This is a genomic window from Streptomyces sp. NPDC104381 (assembly GCF_055583745.1).
The window spans coordinates 650,567-671,938 of the sequence record NZ_JBVJNK010000002.1 but is presented as its reverse complement, the minus strand read 5'-3'; the positions used below and the strand labels follow the sequence as shown (position 1 = coordinate 671,938).

At 71.0% G+C, this 21,372-nt stretch carries 15 protein-coding genes; 3 read left to right on the top strand and 12 right to left on the bottom strand.

Features of this window, described 5'->3' with window-relative positions; all coding sequences use genetic code 11:
- Positions 1–114: 114 nt before the first annotated feature.
- Both dxs and ACZ607_RS07990 read left to right on the top strand, forming a co-directional pair.
- A complete protein-coding gene (dxs, locus tag ACZ607_RS07995) occupies positions 115–2,028 on the top strand; it encodes a 1-deoxy-D-xylulose-5-phosphate synthase (RefSeq protein ID WP_469732893.1) in 1,914 nt (637 codons plus the stop codon).
- A 154-nt stretch (positions 2,029–2,182) separates the two neighbouring features.
- Positions 2,183–3,685 (top strand): amino acid permease, encoded by a 1,503-nt coding sequence (locus tag ACZ607_RS07990; protein WP_469732891.1) that lies wholly within the window; start codon positions 2,183–2,185, stop codon positions 3,683–3,685.
- A 4-nt stretch (positions 3,686–3,689) separates the two neighbouring features.
- Here ACZ607_RS07990 and ACZ607_RS07985 read toward each other — a convergent pair whose 3' ends face one another.
- Both ACZ607_RS07985 and ACZ607_RS07980 read right to left on the bottom strand, forming a co-directional pair.
- On the bottom strand, positions 3,690–4,091 hold the full coding sequence (locus ACZ607_RS07985; RefSeq protein ID WP_469732889.1) for an NYN domain-containing protein: 402 nt from the start codon (positions 4,089–4,091) through the stop codon (positions 3,690–3,692).
- 17 nt (positions 4,092–4,108) lie between these two features.
- Positions 4,109–5,203, bottom strand: a complete 1,095-nt coding sequence (locus ACZ607_RS07980) for an LCP family protein (protein ID WP_469732887.1) — start codon at positions 5,201–5,203, stop codon at positions 4,109–4,111.
- A gap of 489 nt (positions 5,204–5,692) precedes the next feature.
- On the opposite strand from ACZ607_RS07980, the gene ACZ607_RS07975 reads away from it, so the two are divergent.
- On the top strand, positions 5,693–6,676 hold the full coding sequence (locus tag ACZ607_RS07975; RefSeq protein ID WP_469732884.1) for a PLL family lectin: 984 nt from the start codon (positions 5,693–5,695) through the stop codon (positions 6,674–6,676).
- 75 nt (positions 6,677–6,751) lie between these two features.
- Here ACZ607_RS07975 and ACZ607_RS07970 read toward each other — a convergent pair whose 3' ends face one another.
- From ACZ607_RS07970 to ACZ607_RS07925, 10 genes are all read right to left on the bottom strand, one after another.
- Positions 6,752–8,734: a glycosyltransferase gene (locus ACZ607_RS07970; protein WP_469732883.1), complete on the bottom strand. Its 1,983-nt coding sequence runs from the start codon at positions 8,732–8,734 to the stop codon at positions 6,752–6,754.
- Entirely contained in the window at positions 8,731–10,368 is a 1,638-nt protein-coding gene (locus ACZ607_RS07965) for a stealth family protein (RefSeq protein ID WP_469732881.1), read from the bottom strand. The genes ACZ607_RS07970 and ACZ607_RS07965 overlap by 4 nt, the downstream gene beginning before the upstream one ends.
- Before the next feature lie 87 nt (positions 10,369–10,455).
- On the bottom strand, positions 10,456–11,478 hold the full coding sequence (locus tag ACZ607_RS07960) for a Gfo/Idh/MocA family protein (protein WP_469732879.1): 1,023 nt from the start codon (positions 11,476–11,478) through the stop codon (positions 10,456–10,458).
- Positions 11,475–12,602, bottom strand: coding sequence for a DegT/DnrJ/EryC1/StrS family aminotransferase (locus ACZ607_RS07955; RefSeq protein ID WP_469732877.1), 1,128 nt, complete (start codon positions 12,600–12,602; stop codon positions 11,475–11,477). Before ACZ607_RS07955 ends, ACZ607_RS07960 begins: the two co-directional genes overlap by 4 nt.
- Positions 12,599–14,404, bottom strand: coding sequence for a stealth family protein (locus tag ACZ607_RS07950; RefSeq protein ID WP_469732875.1), 1,806 nt, complete (start codon positions 14,402–14,404; stop codon positions 12,599–12,601). The genes ACZ607_RS07955 and ACZ607_RS07950 overlap by 4 nt, the downstream gene beginning before the upstream one ends.
- A 330-nt stretch (positions 14,405–14,734) precedes the next feature.
- Entirely contained in the window at positions 14,735–16,864 is a 2,130-nt protein-coding gene (locus tag ACZ607_RS07945; RefSeq protein WP_469732873.1) for a 3-hydroxyacyl-CoA dehydrogenase NAD-binding domain-containing protein, read from the bottom strand.
- Positions 16,861–18,081 (bottom strand): thiolase family protein, encoded by a 1,221-nt coding sequence (locus ACZ607_RS07940; protein WP_362938973.1) that lies wholly within the window; start codon positions 18,079–18,081, stop codon positions 16,861–16,863. The genes ACZ607_RS07945 and ACZ607_RS07940 overlap by 4 nt, the downstream gene beginning before the upstream one ends.
- Before the next feature lie 271 nt (positions 18,082–18,352).
- Positions 18,353–19,627, bottom strand: a complete 1,275-nt coding sequence (locus ACZ607_RS07935) for an HRDC domain-containing protein (protein WP_469732870.1) — start codon at positions 19,625–19,627, stop codon at positions 18,353–18,355.
- A 117-nt stretch (positions 19,628–19,744) separates the two neighbouring features.
- Positions 19,745–20,407, bottom strand: coding sequence for a helix-turn-helix transcriptional regulator (locus tag ACZ607_RS07930; protein WP_033300087.1), 663 nt, complete (start codon positions 20,405–20,407; stop codon positions 19,745–19,747).
- 219 nt (positions 20,408–20,626) lie between these two features.
- Positions 20,627–21,286 carry a DUF3000 domain-containing protein gene (locus ACZ607_RS07925; RefSeq protein WP_469732868.1) on the bottom strand — a complete coding sequence of 220 codons (660 nt, stop codon included), beginning with the start codon at positions 21,284–21,286 and terminating at the stop codon, positions 20,627–20,629.
- Positions 21,287–21,372: the final 86 nt, after the last annotated feature.

Here is a 21,372-nt window from a genome sequence, read left to right as displayed (position 1 = left end):
CCCGTCGCAGGTGTGACACACGACCCCGCCCCCTGAGGACCGGGGCCCTGCTCGGAACATTAGACTCTGCGGATCGGTAAGAAGTTCGACCGGCTCAAACGCAAGGAGGCACGGGTGGACCTGCTGACCCGCATCGGGGGACCGCGTGACCTGGACCGGCTCGACTCCGAGCAGCTGGACCAGCTCGCCGGGGAGATCCGTACCTTCCTGGTCGAGGCGGTGTCCAAGACCGGCGGCCACCTCGGCCCGAACCTGGGCGTGGTCGAGCTGACCATCGCCCTGCACCGCGTCTTCGAGTCCCCGCAGGACAAGGTCCTCTTCGACACCGGCCACCAGAGCTATGTGCACAAGCTGCTCACCGGCCGGCAGGACTTCTCGAAGCTCAAGAGCAAGGGCGGGCTCTCCGGATACCCGTCCCGCGCGGAGTCCGAGCACGACGTCATCGAGAACTCGCACGCCTCGACGGTCCTCGGCTGGGCCGACGGCCTCGCCAAGGCCAACGAGGTCCGGGGCAAGGACGACCACGTCGTCGCCGTGATCGGTGACGGCGCGCTCACCGGCGGTATGGCCTGGGAGGCGCTGAACAACATCGCCGCCGCCAAGGACCGCCCCCTCGTCATCGTCGTCAACGACAACGAGCGCTCGTACGCCCCGACCATCGGCGGCCTCGCGAACCACCTCGCCACCCTTCGCACCACGGACGGGTACGAGCGGTTCCTGGCCCGCGGCAAGGACCTCCTGGAGCGCACACCGGTCGTCGGCAGGCCGCTGTACGAGACCCTGCACGGCGCCAAGAAGGGCCTCAAGGACTTCATCGCCCCGCAGGGCATGTTCGAGGACCTCGGCCTGAAGTACGTCGGCCCGATCGACGGCCACGACATCGAGGCCCTGGAGTCCGCGCTCCAGCGGGCCAAGCGCTTCGGCGGCCCGGTCATCGTGCACTGCCTCACCGAGAAGGGCCGGGGCTACACCCCCGCCCTCCAGGACGAGGCGGACCGCTTCCACGCGGTCGGCAAGATCCACCCGGACACCGGCCTGCCGATCTCGACGTCCGGCCTCGACTGGACCTCGGTCTTCGGCGAGGAGATGGTCAAGCTGGGCCACGAGCGCGAGGACATCGTCGCCATCACGGCGGCCATGCTCCAGCCCGTCGGCCTCGGCAAGTTCGAGGAGGCCTTCCCGGACCGGATCTACGACGTCGGGATCGCCGAGCAGCACGGCGCGGTCTCCGCGGCGGGCCTGGCCACCGGCGGACTGCACCCCGTCTTCGCGGTCTACGCGACCTTCCTGAACCGCGCCTTCGACCAGGTCCTCATGGACGTCGCCCTGCACCGGTGCGGAGTGACCTTCGTCCTGGACCGGGCCGGCGTCACGGGCACCGACGGCGCCTCGCACAACGGCATGTGGGACATGTCGATCCTCCAGTGCGTGCCGACCCTGCGCATCGCCGCCCCGCGCGACGCCGACCAGGTCCGCGCCCAGCTGCGCGAGGCCGTCGACGTGGACGACGCACCCACCGTCGTCCGCTTCTCCAAGGGCGCGGTCGGCCCGGCCGTCAAGGCGGTCGGCACCGTCGGCGGCATGGACGTCCTGCGTGAGGCGGGCACGGACACGCCCGACGTCCTCCTGGTCTCCGTCGGCGCGCTCGCGCCGATGTGCCTGGAGATCGCCTCGCTCCTCGACGCCCAGGGCATCTCCACGACGGTGGTCGACCCGCGCTGGGTCAAGCCCGTCGACGAGGCGCTCGCCCCGCTCGCCGCCGGCCACCGGGTCGTCGTCACCGTGGAGGACAACAGCAGGGCCGGCGGCGTCGGCTCCGCCATCGCCCAGGCCCTGCGCGACGCGGACGTCGACGTACCGCTGCGCGACTTCGGCATCCCGCCGGTGTTCCTCGACCACGCCTCGCGCGGCGAGGTCATGGCCGAGATCGGGCTGACCGCACCGGACATCGCCCGCCAGGTCACCGGCCTGGTCGCCAAGCTCGACGGCCGGTACGAGAGCCGGGCCGTGGAGCCCGTCCGCGACTGACCCTCCCGCAGGGCACAGCACCGCACCGGGCCGGTCGGCCACCCCACTCGGGTGGTCCGACCGGCCCATTCGCGTGAAATCGGGGCGTACTGCGCATTCGGGGGCGGCCCGATCCGAATCATGGCGTGCACGACGAGTGCGTGGAGGTACGCCGGTGAGCACGCAGCAGGACACGCCCCCCAGCGGAAAGGGACTGTTCCGGACCAAGACGGTCGAGCAGTCCATCCGCGATACCGAAGAACCGGAGCACGCGCTCAAGAAATCCCTCTCCGCGCTGGACCTCACGGTCTTCGGGGTGGGTGTCATCATCGGCACCGGAATCTTCGTCCTCACGGGCAAGGTCGCCAAGGAGACGGCGGGCCCCGCCACGGCCCTCGCGTTCGTCGCGGCGGGCATCGTCTGCGCGCTCGCGGCCCTCTGCTACGCCGAGTTCGCCTCCACGGTCCCGGTGGCCGGATCGGCGTACACCTTCTCCTACGCCTCCCTCGGCGAGCTGGTCGCCTGGATCATCGGCTGGGACCTGGTGCTGGAGTTCGCGCTGGGCACCGCGGTGGTGGCGGTCGGCTGGTCCGGTTACGTCCGCTCGCTCCTGGACAACATCGGCTGGACGATGCCCGAGGCGCTCTCCGGCCCGGATGTGGCGAGCGGCTTCGGCTTCGACATCCTGGCGTTCGCCCTGGTGCTGGTCCTGACCGTGATCCTGGTCCTCGGGATGAAGCTCTCCGCCCGGGTGACCACGGTCGTGGTGGCCATCAAGATCGCGGTCGTGCTGATCGTGATCATCGCCGGGCTGTTCTTCATCGACGCGTCCAACTACTCGCCCTTCATCCCCGAGGCCGAGGGCCAGACCACGGGCTCGGGCCTGGACGCGCCGCTGGTCCAGCTGATCTTCGGCTACGAGCCGACCAACTTCGGCGTCATGGGCATCTTCACCGCAGCCTCCATCGTCTTCTTCGCCTTCATCGGCTTCGACGTCGTGGCCACCGCGGCGGAGGAGACCAAGCTCCCGCAGCGGGACATGCCGCGCGGGATCCTCGCCTCGCTCGTCATCTGCACGCTGCTCTACGTCGCCGTGTCGATCGTCGTCACCGGCATGCAGAACTACTCCGAACTCTCCGTCAGCGCCCCGCTCGCCGACGCCTTCAAGGCCGTCGGCCACCCCTTCTACGCGGGCGTCATCAGCTTCGGCGCGGCCGTCGGGCTCACCACGGTCTGCATGATCCTGCTGCTCGGCCAGACCCGTGTGTTCTTCGCGATGAGCCGGGACGGGCTGCTCCCGAGGTTCTTCTCGAAGACGCACCCGCGGTTCGGGACCCCGTACCGTCCCACCATCCTGCTCGGCGTGATCATCGCGATCGTGGCCGGCTTCACGAGCATCAACGAACTGGCGACGCTGGTGAACATCGGCACGCTCTTCGCCTTCGTGGTGGTGGCCCTCGGCGTCATCGTGCTGCGCCGCACCCGCCCCGAGCTGCACCGCGCCTTCCGCACCCCGTGGGTGCCGCTGCTCCCGATCCTCTCGGTCGCGGCGTCGGTCTGGCTGATGCTGAACCTGCCGGCGGAGACCTGGCTCCGGTTCGCGATCTGGATGCTGCTCGGCGTGATCATCTACTTCGCGTACGGCCGCCGCAACAGCCGTATGGCGAAGGCCTCCTGACGCTTCAGTCCCCGCGTGACGGCGGCAGCGGCCGAACCGTGCGCGGGCCCGTGCACCGGGCCCCGTACGCCTCGACCCGCTGCCGCAGCCCACGGTCGGCCGTGACGACGACACAGCGCCGTACGCCGTGGGCGGTGGCGGCCAGCTCGGCGATCAGCTCGTCCCCGCTGCCGGGCGCCGCCGCCACGCGCACGCCCGGCACGGACGCGACACCACGGGCGGCGCCTTCCACGACCAGCACCAGTTCGACGGGCCCGGGTTCCCCGGGCAGCCCCTCGGCGGCGTACGGGACCAGCGAGTCCCGCAGCCGCTCGGCGGCGCCCCGCCGGTCCCGCCACCATCGGTCCGGAACCGACCCCACCACATTGGCGGCGTCGACGATCACCAGAGTCCTCTCACCTGTCATCCCCGAAGGATGCCAGGTCAGCCGCCGGTGGCCGGGGACTTCTTCGCGGACTCGGGGATGGTGCCGTCCTCGCGGACAGCCTTCCAGAGGTCGCCCGCCTGCGGCTCGGCCGCCACCACACGGTTGGGGTCCTGCTTGTCGTAGGCGACCGGCAGCATGATCGTCTCCATGGAGGAGGGGTCGACGCCGTTCATGGAACGGGCGAACTCGCTGAGCGAGGTCAGGGACGCGAGCCCCTCGTCGGTCGTCAGCGACTTGGTCGCGGAGTTGGCGATCCTGTACGTCGTCGTCGGACTGCCCAGCAGGTCCTGCGACTTGATCTCGGTGAGCAGCGCGAGCAGGAACTGCTGCTGGAGGCCGATGCGCCCCAGGTCGCTGCCGTCCCCGATGCCGTGGCGGGTACGGACGTAGGCGAGGGACTGGGTGCCGTCGAGCTTGTGCGTGCCGGCGGTGAGGTCGAGACCGGAGGCCTTGTCCTTGATCGGCTCCTCGACCTCGACGGTGACACCGCCGATGGCGTCGACCAGATCCTTGAACCCGGCGAAGTTGATCTCCAGGTAGTGGTCGATCCGGACCCCGGACATCTTCTCGACGGTCTTCACCACACAGGCCGGACCGACCTGCGAGTAGACGGAGTTGAACATGACCCGCTCGGCGGACGCCACGGCCGAGCCGTCGGACTTCACGCACTCGGGCCGGGTCACGAGGGTGTCGCGCGGGATGGACACGGCGACGGCCTCGGTGCGGCCCTCGGGTATGTGCACCACCAGCGCGGTGTCGGACCGGGCCCCGCTGACGGCACCGCCGCCGCCCAGCTCCTTGTTCTCGGCGCCGGCGCGCGAGTCGGAACCGAGGACGAGCAGGTTCTGACCGGTGGTGGGGAGCTTCTCGGGACGGTCCCCGCCGAGCGCTTTGTCGATGTCGACGCCCGTGATGTTGCTGTCGAGGTCCTGGTACATCCAGTACGCCGTGCCACCGCCCGCGAGCAGGAGCACGAGCAGGACGCCGAGCGTGATCTTGAGGCCGCGGCGGCGCTTACGGGGCTTGGGTGCGCGTCTGGACCGGGATTCGTCCGATATCTGTGATCCGGTGCCGGTGGTCTGATCAGTCATGGGCTCGTCTGGTTCTTCCGTCGGGACGCGCCGGGCGCGTGCGAGAGGAGAGGAAGGGAAAGGCGGACGGTCCGGCCCAGGTGATCCGGAGCCATCCGTCGGTGCGTATCGTCCGGGCGTCGTTCACGCCTCGAAGTCGCATTCTGTGATAGGAAGCACGCTGAAATCGACCCCTGTCGAGTATTATTGTGACACCAGTTGACACTGTGAAAGCAGAACTGGTCATTCGACAGAAAAAACCACGGGACTCCGCCCATCGCCGTTCGGCACCGGAGGAAGTACTCGGTGAAGAACGGGCGGGGAACAATGGGTGTGCGTTCAGGGCGCAGACGTACCGGTGAGCCTGTCGGGAGGGGACCTTCCGGACCCGCCGTCCGGACCGCCTCCGCACCGCGCGCCGTGGCGGCCGCGCCGCGCACGACCGGGTGGCTCGTACCGGACAGGGAAGGCCGCCTCACCGCGTACGCCCCCGGAAGGAACGGGGGCATCGTGCGCTGGACCGAGTCCGCCCGGCAGCCCACCGGCTGGACCCCGCCCGAACTCCTGCTCGCCGACACGGGGATGCTCCCGTACCTCTCCGTCGCGCGCGGTCCCCACGGTTACGTCGACCTCTTCACCACGCGCCGCAAGGGCCAGGACCCCCAGGCGCCCCTGGAGATCGTCTACGCGTCCCAGTACCAGACGGGCCGGCCGATGACCGGCTGGCACTCGATCGGCAACCCGCACGGACAGGACGCCGCGCAGGCGTCGGCCATCGGCGCGCCGGTGGCCGTCGTCGACGGGAGCGACGTGGTCCACGTCTTCGTCCGCAGCGCGACCGGTGGGGTGTTCACCCGCCGGCGCGGTCAGGGCGGCACCTGGGGCAAGTGGACGGCCCTGCCGTGCAAGCGGGTACGGGAAGGCATCTCCGCGGTCGTCACCGGATCCGGCCGCGTCGAACTCCTCATGCCCGCCGACAAGGGCGTGTACGTGTGGCGGCAGGAGAAGCCGGGCGGCTCCCTGGACCGTGCTCCCAACCTGGTGTTCATCGCCCGCGCGGAGACGGCGTCGGGCATCGGGTCCTACGAGGACCGGGTCACCCACTTCTGGCGCGACGACGCCACCGGTGAGGTCGTCGCCTACCGGGTGCCCGGACCCGGCGGCGAGGACGTCGCGCCCGCCCCGCTGGACGGCCGGTCGGGCCGGGGACCGCTCGCCCTGTCCCGGTGCGTCGTGGACGGCTACGACTGCACCGTGCTGGCCCAGGCCGAGGAAACCGGCACCCTCGCGGTGACCGCCTACCCGACGGAGATGGAATCCGCCGGCGCCTGGTGGGCCGACACCGACGAACCCTGCGAGGGCGCCCCCGCGCTCGCCCGCGACCGGGCGGGCCGGCTGGTCGTCGCGGCGATCGGCCGCGAGGGCGGGCTGAGCGTGACCCGGCAGCGGGCGGACCGGCAGGGGATGGCCCTGGAGGGCTGGCTCCGCGTCTGAGCCCGTCCCCGGGCGGCACGCGGGGCACACGGGACGGCCTCCGGCCGGCGGCTGGGTCCTGTCCACGGGTCCCCGCTACTCCGCCCGCTCGGAGACACGGACGGAGAGCTCGGTGCCGGCCGTGTAGTACGGCTTGACCAGGACGGCCGGGCCGTCGTCGGACGGCACCACGGTGTTGGGGTAGGCGAAGACACTCTTCACGTCCACCACGTCGGAGAGGAAGCGGCCCAGCCGCGCGACCACGGGGTCGTACCGTCGGCCGACCCACAGGTCCCACAGCTCGTGACGGCCCACGAGCTGCTCGGCCAGGTCCGAGGCGGGCAGCGCGAAGGAGAAGTCGGCGGCGCCCGAGGAACTGCCGGACAGCCAGAAGCTGTGTCCCTCCACGCCACGGCGGCGCATCAGGAGCAGGGGCTCCGCGTCCCCGAAGTCCGACCCGTACAGCACGCCCCGCAGATGGATGGTGCCCTCGCTGATCCAGACCTCCGTGGCCTCCGCGTGCCGTTCCCGCGTCCAGGTGCGCAGCACCAGATGGCCGCTCTCGGAGGCGTACGGGAGCTGGACCACGGTGCCTTCGGGGCCGGTCGCCACCGGGCCGAAGCCCCGCAGATCGATGCTTCCCGGCCGTACCTTGGCGGGCTTGCCCTCACCGGTGTCCAGATGGACGTCCCAACGGCCCTCCGTCAGCACCTCGGGCCCGGCCGGGACCACCGCCGAGTAGAGGTGTGCCCCCAGGTGCCCGGCGGGCAGCAGAGGGAGCCGGACGGGCCGCTCGCCACGCCCGGCCTTCCGCCGGTGCAGCACCAGGTGCAGACCCTCACGGCCCTCCTTCACCCCGGCCAGGCGCAGACCGATCAGGCCGTCGGGCTCCACGACGCACCCCACCGAGACCTCGGCGGCGGGGCGGGACTCCCTGCGTGTCCTCCGGGACATCCTGATGACCTTCTCGAAGCGCCCCGCGGCCTCCTCCGCGCCGTAACGGCGGGAGTCCTGGAGGGCCTGGCTCCCCATCCGTACGCGGGCCTCCTCGTCCTCGACCAGGCGCAGCAGCGCTGCGGCGAACGCGTCGACGTCGCCGACCGGGGTGAGCAGGCCGTTGACCTCGTGCCGGACGATCTCGGGCGGTCCGCCCGGGCAGGCCGTGGAGACGACGGGCAGACCGCACCGCATGGCCTCCGCCAGTGCCAGACCGAACGACTCGCGGTCCGACGTGCAGGCGGCCACGGCGGCCGCCGCCCACCGGGCCTCCAGCCGGGGCTCCTCCATCATCAGGAAGACGTGGTTGTAGAGGTCGAGGTCGGCGACCAGGGCACGGAGCGCCCCGTACTCGGGGCCGGTGCCGAAGATCCTCAACTGCCAGTCGGGGTGCGCTCCGCAGACCTGCGCGAAGGCCTGGACGAGCAGATCGAAACGCTTCTCGGGCACGAGCCGCCCCGCCGCCATCACGACCCGGGACCTGCCGTCCGCCGGGAGCACCCGCGGCTCGGGTACGCAGTCGGGGTGGGCGTACACCGCGATGCCGCCCGGCAGCCCGGCCTCCGTCACCGCCGTGGCCTCGGCCGCGCTCGGCACGATCACGGCGTCCAGCCTGCCGAGCCCCGCCCACGCGCGGCTCTGCTCCTGCGCGGACAGCACCGTGCTCAGCAGGTGCAGCTGGCCCAGGCGCAGGGCCCTGGGACGGCCCCAGCGGGACACGTAGGCCGCCAGCTCCAGGCTGGTCCCCACCACCACCTGGGCCTGTGTCTCGCCGAGGTACTCCTCCACCTTGTCGTCGGTCAGCAGGCTGTAGCGCCAGGACATCGCCTGCGTACGCGGGATGACCCGGGACGGGGTGAGCCGCCGGACGTCCTGCTTGTCGGGGCGGCGTCCCTCACGCAGATCCAGCAGGGAGACGGCGCGCACGCCGGGGGCCGGCGCCAGGGCCGGGCGGTCGAGCCAGCGGAACACCGAGACGACCCGGACCTCGTGGGTGTCGGCCAGCGCGCCCGCGAGGTCGAGCACGGCACGGGTCGTGCCGTCGGCCCCGAACGCGTTCTGGACCAGGAAGTCGATCTTCAACGCTGCGCCGGCTTCTCGTAAGGGCTGGGAAGGGGGAAGTACGCCTCGAAGAACGGATGGATCAGGGCCTCCTGATCAGCCACGTCGTCCTCGGTGGTGAACGAGTCGTTCACACAGAAGACGGCGGCGTCCCGCCGCTTGAGCAGCCTGTCGAGCTTCTTGGAGAGCTGGACCATCGACAGATGGAGATAGGCGTACGGGATGGAGTCGGGCACCCCGCGCCCCGTGAAGTACGAGTAGTACGGATACATGCAGGTGCCCACGTCGATGTCCGTACCGCTGCGGAAACGGGCGGCCGCGGTCGCACGGAAGACGTCCGCGTACTCCCGCTCCATCTCCTCCAGGACACTGCGGCGCAGCGGCACCGGCGTGTGCTTCATCGCGTCGATGATGGTGCGGCCGAACCGCTCCTCCAGAAGGGCGCGCACATTCTTCCGGGCCACCTCGTGCGGCAGGTCGTCCGGCCGGACCGGGCCCATCGGAATGCGGACCGTGTCCGGGTAGTACTTCGACGCGCCGTTCGGCAGGAAGAACTCGTGCGGGGTGATCGGCCTGCCCACGAAGACGTCGTCGTTGAAGTGGATGAAGTGCTCGGAGAGTCCGGGAACGCGGTGCAACTGCGCGCTGATGGCGTGCGAGTTGAACACCGGCAGGCGGTCCGTCTCCCGGAAGATCTCCCGGTGCGACACGACGGTGATGCCCTCGGCGGACTCGTCGAGCCAGTGCGGCACCTGGTCGTCGGTGACCAGGAAGATATGGCGGACCCACGGGGCGTACATGTGCAGCGAGCGCATCGAGTACAGCAGCTCGTCACGGTTGATGTAGCGCCCGGCGCTCGCGGACTCCTCGTGGAAGACGTCGCCCGACGCCTCGGCCCTGCGCCGCTGCCAGGCCGGGTCGTCGCTGTCCACCCAGGTGTAGACGACGTCGATGGGGAAGGTGATCTCGTCCGGTCCGGTGCAGACGAACTCCCGGCGGGTCGGCAGCCCGGCCGGCTCCGGCTTGCGCCCCCAGCGCCGTTGCCTGGGCGCCTCTTCCACCCGGAGCGGCGGTGCCAGCCGGCTGAAGCGATGCGGAGAGACGAGCGTCATCTCACCCTCCGGCAGGAGGAAGCTCGCGCCCCGGTTGATCCGGGGCGGCAGCAGGCGGCCCTCCTCCTCCCGCCAGAACTCGATGTCGCAGCCGTACTCGACGCCGTACACCAGCTCACCCGAGAGATCGGCCTGGAACCAGATGGCACGCAGTACGTCCACGGTCTCCAGGCCCTGCCAGGAGGACTCGCGGGCACCGAGGTGCAGCAGCTCGCTGGTGCGCTGGACGGGGACCCTGCGCTGGATGTATCCGGGACTGCGGCTGAACAACGACCGCAGCGTCTGGGCCACCCGGCCGCGCTGGGTGTCGCGTACGCCGATCGCCGACGAGGTGTCCTCCGTTCCGGGCACCACGAAGTGCTCGACGCCGGCCTGCGTCAGCGCGGTGGACACCAGTTGAAGGTGCTGGGCCCGTACCCCCAGAGGGGTGAGGCCGGGCTGCACGTGCGCCAGCCGGCGGTGCATGCCGACGGGGATCTCGTGCATGCCCGCCGGCAGGGCCCGGCTCGGGCGTTCAGCCGTTGCGTTGATCGGATGGATCACCGAATACTCCAGAACATCAGTGCGCCGTGAAGGACGGCGGGACGCCGCTCACGCGGGTGGCCACGGCAGGCCACCCGCGTGATCCGGTCAGACGGAGGCCACCGGCCGGACGGGGCCCACGGGGACCCCGGTCCGCTGCGCCGCGGCTTCGAGGACGGCTTCGGCCACGGCGACGGTGCCGGTGGCCTGTTCGAGGGTGACGATGTCGGCCTCCCTGCCCAGCACGGCGTCGCGGAAGGTCTCGTGCTCGACCAGCAGGGGCTCGCGCTTGACGATCGCGTAGCGCGTGACATCGCCCTCGGACACCCCGCGGAACTGGCGCAGGCCCTCCCACTCGGTGGGCTGCGATCCGTTCGCGTAGAACCACAGGTCCGCCGTGAGGGTGTCGGCCACGAAGCAGCCGTGCTCCCCGGTCACGATGGTGACCCGTTCCTTCAGCGGGGACAGCCAGTTGACCAGATGGCTGGTGACCGCCCCGGACGACAGGTGCCCCACGAACGCCACGAGGTCCTCGTGGGCACGCCCGCTGCGCGAGACCGTCGCGGAGGCGACCGACTCGTAGTGGCTGTCGGTGAGCCAGGCGGTCAGATCGATGTCGTGGGTCGCCAGGTCGTAGACCACCCCGACATCCGCGATCCGGGCGGGGAAGGGCCCCTGACGCCGCGTCACCACCTGGTGGACCTCACCCAGTTCGCCCATGTCCAGACGGGCCCGCAGCTCCCGCAGAGCCGGGTTGTACCGCTCGATGTGCCCGACGCCGGCCACCAGGCCCGCCTCGGCGAAGGCGCGGGTGATGACCCCGGCCGACCGCACCGACGGAGCGATCGGCTTCTCGATCAGGGCGTGGACCCCGTGGCCCGCCAGTTCCAGCGCGACCTCCTCGTGCAGCGCGGTGGGGCAGGCGACGACGGCGTAGTCGATGCCCTCGGCCACCAGCTCCGCGACCGTGCGGAAGACCGGCACGGCACCGGGCGCGCCGTCCGGCGCCGCCACCGGGTCGGCGACGCCCGCCAGCTCGACGCCCTCCAGACCGTGCAGCACCCGGGCGTGGTTGCGGCCCATCGACCCGAGACCGATCAGCCCGGCCCGCAGAGACCTCTCCCGGCTCATGCGCGTCCCTCCACGACCTCGTTGACGGTGGCCGTGAGCCGGTCGAGCTCCTCCGGCGTGAGCATCGGGTGCACGGGTACGGAGAGCGCCTGCGCCGCGGCCAGCTCCGTCTCGGCGAGGTCACCGCTGACATACCCGAGGGCCCTGTCGCCGCTCCGGAAGGGCTTCAGACGGTGCACCGGGGTGGGGTAGTACACCGCGTTGCCGATCCCGCGCTCCTGCAGTTCCCGGGAGACCGTGTCCCGGTCCTTGCCGGCCTCGGCGTCCACACGGATCGTGTACTGGTGGTAGACGTGCCGGGCGCCCTCGGCGACCGGCGGGGCGACGACGCCCCTCAGGCCCGCGTCGAGCGCGGAGGCGTTGGCACGGCGCCGGTCGGTCCAGGCGTCCAGGCTGCGCAGCTGGACGCGCCCGATCGCCGCCGACACATCCGTCATCCGGACGTTGAAGCCCACGATCTCGTTGGCGTAGCGCTGCTCCATGCCCTGGTTGCGCAGCAGCCGCAGGGTGCGCGCGAGTGCCGCGTCGCCCGTGGTGACCATGCCGCCCTCGAGGCTGTGCATGTTCTTGGTCGGATAGAAGCTGAAGCAGCCGGCGGCGCCGAAGGCACCCACGGGGGTCCCGTCCAGCGCGGCGCCGTGGGCCTGAGCGGCGTCCTCGACCACGGCGAGGCCGTGCCGCCCGGCCACCGCGGTGAGCTCCGCCATGGACGCCGGGTGCCCGTACAGGTGCACCGGCATGATCGCGGCGGTGCGCGGGGTGACCGCGGCCTCGGCCGCGCCCGGGGAGAGGCAGAAGCTGTCGCGCTCGATGTCGGCGAAGACCGGGGTGGCGCCCACGAGCCGGACCGCGTTGGCGGTCGCGGCGAACGTGAACGAGGGGACGATCACCTCGTCGCCGGGGCCGATGCCGAGCGCCATCAGGGAGAGGTGCAGGGCGCTGGTGCCCGAGTTGACCGCCACGCAGTGGCGGCCGTCGACGAACTTCGAGAACTCCTCCTCGAACGCGGCGACCTCCGGGCCCTGGACGACCATGCCGCTGCGCAGCACACGCACCGCGGCCTCGATCTCGTCCTCTCCGATCACCGGAGCTGCGGCGCGTATCACCTGGGGGTCAGTAGTCATTGGTTCCACTTCACAGAGTTCGGTAGGTCGAGGGCGGGCTCGGGCCGGGCGGTCTCCGCCGGGCCGGGGGAGAGCCGGGGGGTGTCCGGTCCAGGCCGCTCGTAGGGACTGGGGACGGGGAAGTAGGTCTCGAGGAACGTCCTGAGCATCGCGGTCCGCGCTTCCGCGGTGTCCGGGTCGTCGACCGTGTCGTTGATGCAGAACGTGTGGTAATCGCGCCTGGCGAGCAGCCTGTTGAGATGCCTGCCGGTGTTCGGGGCGGCCAGGTCCAGATAGGTGTAGCGGATCCGCCCCGGCACCGATCGGCTCGTCTGCTGCCCGTAGTAGTGGTGCAGCGACGAGGTGATCGAGAGGTCGGTCGGGCTGCGGAAGTGCGAGTGCTGCGTCTGCCGGTGCTCGGCCGGGTAGCGGTCCTCGATCTCCTGGAGGATGTCGCGCCGCAGCGAGTGCGGCACGTGCTTCATCTTCCTGGTCAGCACCCGGTCGAAGGTCCCCGCGATGACGACGCGGTTGTTCTTCGCGGCGATCTCCGAGGGCGGGTCCTCGGCGGAAGCCGGAGTCATGGGGACGAGCGAGTTCGAAGGGAAGTACTTCGAGAGCCCGTTGGCGTGGAAGAACTCCTCGGCGGTCACGCTGCGGCCGAGGAACACGTCGTCGTTGAAGTACAGGAAGTGGTCCGAGAGCCCCGGGATGTGGTGCAGCTGGCTCTCGATGGCATGCGAGTTGAACGTCGGCAGGGCCGAGGCCTCGCTGAAGATCTCGCTGTGCGGGACCACCTTGAGCCCGGGGTGGTCGGTGTGGAGCCACGCGGGCACCTGTCCGTCCGTGACCAGGTAGATGGTGCGGAGCCACGGGGCGAACTGGTGCAGGGAGCGCAGGGAGTAGCGCAGCTCGTCGCGGCTGGTGAAGCGCGCGGCGCTGATCGCCTGCTCGTGGTAGTCGGTCCGGCCGAGCGCGGTGGCCCGGCGGCGGATCCACTCGGGATCCGCGCCGTCGACCCAGGTGTAGACCGCGTCCACCGGGAAGGTGACCTCGTCCGGGAGGGACAGCGTGAACTCGGACCGCGTCGCGACCTGCGGTGCGGCGTCCACCAGACCGCTGACCGGACCGGTGAAATGACTGACCGGCACCCGGACGGGGCTCTCGGCGGCGACCACGGCGGTCGCGGTGAGATTGGGAACGGGGGCGAGGAGCAGCCCGTCTTCCTCGGTCCAGTATTCGATGGCACACGCGTGGTTGGGGCCGAGCGTCCACCGACCGCCGGGGTCGGTGAGGAGCCACCAGATCCGCAGAATCGTTTCTTCTGAGGTCTGGGCCCAGGAGGCGCGCTGATCGGCGTGCAGGGGCTTGCCCCCGGCGGCGCCGCCGGCCAGCAGGGCGCCGGCGGCGAGGCCGCTCACCCGCAGGGCCCTCTCGGCGCGCTGGCGTTCGCCCGCCGGTACCGCCACCGCGGTCATGGTCACCGAGGTGCCGCGCACGCAGAAGTAGGGGATGCCGTGCCGCTCCAGCACGTCGGTCACGCGCAGGAGGTTGGTGGCACGGGCGACGGACGGCGTCAGCCCTTCCGTCACCTCGGCGGCGCGCACCCCGCGTGCGTACCAGACCAGCTTCACGCCCGGCCGGCCCGCGTCGCGCCGCAGGCGCTTGCTCAGCCGTACGCTCAGGTGCTTGCGCAGGACGCGGGAGGTCGTGCCGAGCCCGGACAGGCCGTGCTGAAGGATCAGCCGGTTGCGGGCGGGCAGGAGCCGCACCAGGAAGTGTCTCAGGGCGTGCGGCAGCATGCGCCGGTAAAGGCGCAGCAAGGTAGAGGCCTCCGGGTTGCCCATTGCTCGTCTACTCCGTGTTCCCCCGCTCGGCCTCACGGCGAGCAACCATCACGCGTCACAGCGACCGTGCGTCGGACTCGGCAGGCGGAGCGCGGAGGTGGGGATCCGCCGAAGGTTCAGCCAAGTGAAGCAAACGTGTCGCAGAGGTGAAGAATAACAAGATTCTAAGGTTGAGTCTGCAATTAAATGGTTCCGATTCGGCTACGTAGCTGGCATTTCCGTACACACGAAAGCGGGCCGTACGGTGATCCGTACGGCCCGCTCTCCGCTGGTTGCGCAGATTCGGTGAAGAGGACTGCGGCGGTGTTACGCCGGGACGCTCGCCACGCCCTGCGCCAGGAACGGCTTGCCGTTCACCCGCTGCGAGACGCCCTCACGGTCCAGGTACGGCGTGATGCCGCCCAGGTGGAAGGGCCAGCCCGCACCGGTGATCAGGCAGAGGTCGATGTCCTGCGGCTCCGCGACGACACCCTCGGCCAGCATCAGGCCGATCTCCTGGGCCACCGCGTCCAGGACGCGGTCGCGGACCTGGTCCTCCGTCAGGACGGAGTCGCCCTGCTTGAGGAGGGCTGCGACCTCGGGGTCGAGGACCGGCGCGCCCGAGTCGTAGACGTAGAAGCCGCGCTTGCCGGCCTTGACGACCGCCGCGAGGTTCTCGGAGACCGTGAAGCGGTCCGGGAACGCGCGGTTCAGGGTCTCGGAGACGTGCAGGCCGATGGCCGGGCCGACCAGCTCCAGCAGCACCAGCGGGGACATCGGCAGGCCGAGCGGCTCGATGGCCTTCTCCGCCGTCCCGACCGGGGTGCCCTCGTCGATGATGTTCTGGATCTCGCCCATGAAGCGGGTGAGGATGCGGTTCACGACGAACGCCGGGGCGTCCTTCACGAGCACCGCGGTCTTCTTCAGCTTGCGGGCGACACCGAAGGCCGTGGCCAGGGAGGCGTCGTCGGTCTGCTCGCCGCGGACGATCTCCAGGAGCGGGAGGATCGCGACCGGGTTGAAGAAGTGGAAGCCGACGACCCGCTCGGGGTTCTTCAGCTTCGACGCCATCTCGGTGACCGAGAGGGACGAGGTGTTGGTGGCGAGGATCGCGTGCGCCGGGGCGACCGCCTCGACCTCCGCGAACACCTGCTGCTTGACGCCGATCTCCTCGAAGACGGCCTCGATGATGAAGTCGGCGTCGGAGAAGCCCTCCGCCTTGTCCAGCACACCGGAGACCAGGGCCTTCAGGCGGTTGGCCTTGTCCTGGTTGATGCGGCCCTTGCCGAGCAGCTTCTCGATCTCGGCCTGGACGTAGCCCACGCCCTTGTCGACGCGCTCCTGGTCGATGTCCGTGAGGACGACCGGGACCTCCAGGCGGCGCAGGAACAGCAGCGCCAGCTGCGAGGCCATCAGGCCCGCGCCCACCACGCCGACCTTGGTGACCGGACGGGCCAGGGACTTGTCCGGGGCACCGGCCGGGCGCTTGGCGCGCTTCTGGACCAGGTTGAAGGAGTAGATCCCGGAGCGCAGCTCGCCACCCATGATCAGGTCCGCGAGGGCCTGGTCCTCGGCGTCGAAGCCGGCGGACAGGTCGCCGCTCTTCGCCGCGGCGATGATCTCCAGCGCGCGGTACGCGGCCGGGGCCGCCCCGTGCACCTTGGAGTCGGCGATGGCCTTGCCGCGGGCGACGGCCTGGTCCCAGGCGTCACCGCGGTCGACCTCGGGACGCTCCACCGCGATCTCGCCCTTGAGGACGGACGCGGTCCAGATCAGGGACTGCTCCAGGAAGTCCGCGCCCTCGAAGATCGCGTCGGCGATCCCGAGCTCGAAGACCTGCTTGCCCTTGAGCTGGCGGTTCTGGTTCAGCGAGTTCTCGATGATCACCGAGACCGCGCGGTCCGCGCCGATCAGGTTGGGGAGCAGCGCGCAGCCGCCCCAGCCGGGGACCAGGCCGAGGAAGACCTCGGGCAGCGAGAACGCCGGCAGCGCGCTGGAGACGGTGCGGTAGGAGCAGTGCAGACCGATCTCCACACCGCCGCCCATGGCCGCGCCGTTGTAGTACGCGAACGTGGGGACCGCGAGGCCGGAGAGACGGCGGAAGACGTCGTGGCCGCCCTTGCCGATGGCCAGCGCGTCCTTGTGGTCCTTGAGGAGCTCGACACCCTTGAGGTCGGCGCCGACCGCGAAGATGAACGGCTTGCCGGTGACACCGACGCCGACGATCGTGCCCTCGGCCGCCTCCTTCTCGACCTGGTCGACGGCGGCGTTCAGGTTCGCCAGCGACTGCGGGCCGATGGTGGTCGGCTTGGTGTGGTCGAAGCCGTTGTCCAGCGTGATGAGCGCGAAGCGCCCCGCGCCGCCGGGCAGGTCGAGGTGGCGTACGTGCGCCTGGGTGACGACCTCGCCGGGGAACAGCTCGGCCGCGCCCTTCAGAAGCTCAGTGGTGGAGCTCACTTGTTGCCTCCGTTGAAGTTCGGGTTCTCCCAGACGACCGTCGCGCCCATGCCGAAGCCGACGCACATGGTCGTCAGGCCGTAGCGGACCTCCGGCTGCTCCTCGAACTGGCGGGCCAGCTGAGTCATCAGGCGGACGCCGGACGAGGCGAGCGGGTGGCCGTAGGCGATCGCGCCGCCGTACTGGTTGACGCGCTGGTCGTCGTCGGCGATGCCGTAGTGCTCCAGGAAGGCGAGCACCTGCACGGCGAATGCCTCGTTGATCTCGAAGAGACCGATGTCGTCGATGGAGAGACCGGCCTTGGCCAGCGCCTTCTCCGTCGCCGGGATCGGGCCGTAGCCCATGACCTCCGGCTCGACACCCGCGAAGGCGTACGACACGAGACGCATCTTGACCGGGAGGCCCAGCTCGCGGGCCGTCTCCTCGGAGGCGAGCAGCGAGGCGGTGGCGCCGTCGTTGAGACCCGCGGCGTTACCGGCCGTCACGCGGCCGTGGGCGCGGAACGGGGTCTTCAGACCGGCCAGCGACTCCAGGGTGGTGCCCGGCCGCATCGGCTCGTCGGCGGTGACCAGGCCCCAGCCCGTCTCGCCCGCCTCGGCGTTGGTGCGGCGTACGGAGACCGGTACCAGGTCCTGCTGGATCTTGCCGTTGGCGTACGCCTTGGCGGCCTTCTCCTGCGAACGGACCGCGTACTCGTCGGCGCGCTGCTTGGTGATCGAGGGGTACCTGTCGTGCAGGTTCTCCGCGGTCATGCCCATGAAGAGGGCGGACTCGTCGACCAGCTTCTCCGAGACGAGGCGCGGGTTCGGGTCCACGCTCTCGCCCATCGGGTGGCGGCCCATGTGCTCGACACCGCCGGCGATGACGACGTCGTACGCGCCGAAGGCGATGGAGCCGGCCGTCGAGGTGACGGCGGTCAGGGCACCCGCACACATGCGGTCGATCGAGTAACCGGGGACGGACTGCGGCAGACCGGCCAGGATTCCGGCGGTGCGGCCGAGCGTGAGGCCCTGGTCGCCGATCTGCGTGGTCGCGGCGATGGCGACCTCGTCGATCTTCGCGGGGTCCAGGTCCGGGTTGCGGCGCAGCAGCTCCCGGATGGCCTTCACGACGAGATCGTCGGCGCGGGTCTCGTGGTAGATGCCCTTCGGGCCCGCTTTGCCGAACGGGGTGCGGACGCCGTCGACGAAGACGACGTCCCGGATGGTACGAGGCACGGTGGCTCTCCTCCAGGGTGCGGGGTGGCACTGCTGCGGGCGCACGCATCGGCACGCCACGACCCTCATGCTACTTGCGGGTAACCGGACTGCCCACCCCCCACCACCGGAGCGGCGAACGTCACACGCGCAGGGGACGCGACGGGTGGCCCGGGAAGGGCGGACAACTGGCGCGAATTCGATCCTCGTCGACGGACCGGCCCGGTGCCCCGCCCCGACACGCGTACGCCCCCCACCGATCCGGCAGGGGGCGTACGCGTGTCGTCGGAGGTCAGACGCTCGTGTCCAGCGCCCGCAGCAGCAGCGGACCGACCTGCTGGATCTGCCAGCGGCGCGCGCCGTGCCCGGCCAGCGCGGTCTCGACCGCGCCCGGGGTCAGGACCTTCGGCGGCTCCCAGCAGACCCGGCGCACGGTGTCCGGGGTGATCAGGTTCTCCTGGGGCATGTGCAGCCGCTCGGCGAGCTCCGACACGGCCGTACGGGCCGCCGAGAGCCGGGCCGCCGCGGCCGGGTCCTTGTCCGCCCACGAGCGGGGCGGCGGAGGGCCCGCCGGCTGCTGGCCGGGCTGCGGCAGCTCCGACTCGGGCAGCCCCTTGGCCCGGTCGACGGCCGCCTGCCACTGCTCCAGCTGACGGCGCCCCATGCGGTGGCCGAAGCCGGGCAGCGCGGTGAGCGCCTGTACGTTCGCCGGGAGCGCCAGCGCCGCCTCGATGATCGCCGCGTCGCCGAGCACCTTGCCCGGCGAGATGTCCCGGCGCTGCGCCACCTGGTCACGGGCGGTCCACAGCTCCCGTACGACCGCGATCTGACGGCGGCGGCGCACCTTGTGCATGCCGGAGGTCCGGCGCCACGGGTCCTTGCGCGGGGGAGCGGGCGGGGCGGAGGCGATGGCGTCGAACTCCTCCAGCGCCCACTCCAGCTTGCCCTGCCGGTCCAGCTCCTCCTCCAGGGCGTCGCGCAGATCCACCAGCAGCTCGACGTCGAGCGCGGCGTAGCGCAGCCACGGGTCGGGCAGGGGGCGGGTGGACCAGTCGACCGCGGAGTGGCCCTTCTCCAGGGCGTAGCCGAGGACGTTCTCCACTATGGCGCCCAGGCCCACGCGCGGGAATCCCGCCAGCCGTCCGGCGAGCTCCGTGTCGAAGAGCGAGGTCGGGGTCATGCCTATGTCGCGCAGGCAGGGCAGGTCCTGGGTGGCCGCGTGCAGGATCCACTCGGCTCCGGTGAGGGCCTGGCCGAGCGCGGACAGGTCGGGACAGCCGACCGGGTCGACCAGTGCGCTCCCCGCGCCCTCGCGGCGCAGCTGCACGAGATAGGCGCGCTGCCCGTAGCGGTACCCCGAGGCGCGCTCGGCGTCGACGGCCACCGGGCCGGTGCCCGCGGCGAAGGCCGCGACCACCCCGGCCAGCGCGTCGTCGGTCGCCACCACCGGGGGGATGCCCTCGCGCGGTTCGAGCAAGGGGATCGGCGCCGGGGCGACGTCGTCCGGGGGAGCGCCCCCGGTGGTTCGCAGTGAGGTGTCTGCTGCGGTCTCTTGGGCGTCGGTCACATGCCAAGGGTATCTGTGTATGTGCGTCGCCCGTCGACGGAACGTTCCGTCGACGGGCGGCCATGCACGTAAACCGGCCGGATACGCATCCGCGCAGGTGCCGGCGGGGTGGGGGGATCAGTGGATGATGCCGGTACGCAGGGCTACGGCGACCATTCCGGCGCGGTCTCCGGTGCCGAGCTTGCGGGCGATGCGGGCGAGGTGGCTCTTGACGGTGAGGGCGGAGAGGCCCATCGAGACGCCGATGGCCTTGTTGGACTGGCCTTCGGCGACCAGGCGGAGCACCTCCACCTCACGGCCGGAGAGTTCGCGGTAGCCGCCCGGGTGGCTCGGGGAACCGGGAGGCCTGCGGTGCATTCGGGCGGCGTTCGCTCCGATGGGGGCGACGCCGGGGCGGGTGGGGTGGCCGATGTTGGTACGGGTGCCGGTGACGACGTAGCCCTTCACGCCGCCCGCGAGGGCGTTGCGCACCGCGCCGATGTCATCGGCGGCGGAGAGGGCGAGGCCGTTCGGCCAGCCGGCGGCTCGGGTCTCGGACAGCAGGGTCAGCCCGGAACCGTCGGGCAGGTGGACGTCGGCAACGCAGATGTCGCGCGGGTTGCCGACGCGGGGGCGGGCCTCCGCGATGGACGACGCCTCGATGACGTCACGAACTCCGAGTGCCCACAGATGGCGGGTGACGGTGGAACGGACGCGCGGGTCGGCCACGACGACCATGGCCGTCGGCTTGTTCGGGCGGTAGGCGACCAGGCTTGCGGGCTGCTCGAGGAGAACGGACACCAGGCCTCCTGGGGAGTGGCGGGACGGGCCGGCTCGGGGATGAAGCCGGGGCGAACCGTGCTTGAAGGGTCATTGACCTCTTCGGCAGCAGGTGCGTCCTCCTTTAGAGGAAGATCACGATTTAGTGAGTAACAATTCGGGCAAATAGGACGCGCGATCGATTGTACGAAAAGAGAGCCGGTCCCTGTGCGACCGGCTCTCCCCGAAGATGACGCAGCGTTATGAGACCTGGGGCCCCCGCCGCTGGGGCAGGCTCACCACCGCGGCGTCGGCCGTCCCCGACGGCGGCAGTCCGGCCAGCTGGCAGAGCAGATCGCCCCAGGCGACGAGATGGCCGGCGGTGTCGGGCACCCCGCCGCGCCCCTCACGCGGCGTCCACGAGGCCCGGATCTCGATCTGCGTCGCCGGCCGGCGCGCGGAGAGGGCGCCGAAGTAGTGCGAACCGGCGCGCGTCACCGTCCCCCCGGCCTCCCCGTACGAAAGCCCCCGGGCGTCCAGCGCACCCGTGAGCCAGGTCCAGCACACCTCGGGCAGCAGCGGGTCGGCCGCCATCTCCGGTTCCAGTTCGGCCCGTACGAGCGTCACCAGACGGAACGTGCCCTGCCAGGTGTCGTGCCCGGCCGGATCGTGCAGGAGGACCAGGCGGCCGTCGGCGAGATCGTCCTCGCCCTCCACGACGGCGGCCTCCAGCGCATACGCGTGCGGGGCCAGCCGCTGCGGCGGCCGGGTGGGCTCGACCTCCAGTTCGGGGCGCAGGCGGGCGGAGCGCAACGCGTCGACCGCCGCCCGGAACGCGGGCGGGACGGCGTCGCCGTCCGCACCCTCCTCGCTGTCAGTGCCATCGGAATGATCGGAAAATTGTCCCTGAGCCGGAGCCATGCGGGGAAGAGTAGGCGGAACCGGAGCGCCGTGCAGGGAGGGACACCCATGCGACGTCCGGCTCGTTGCCGCTCCGTGCGAAGATT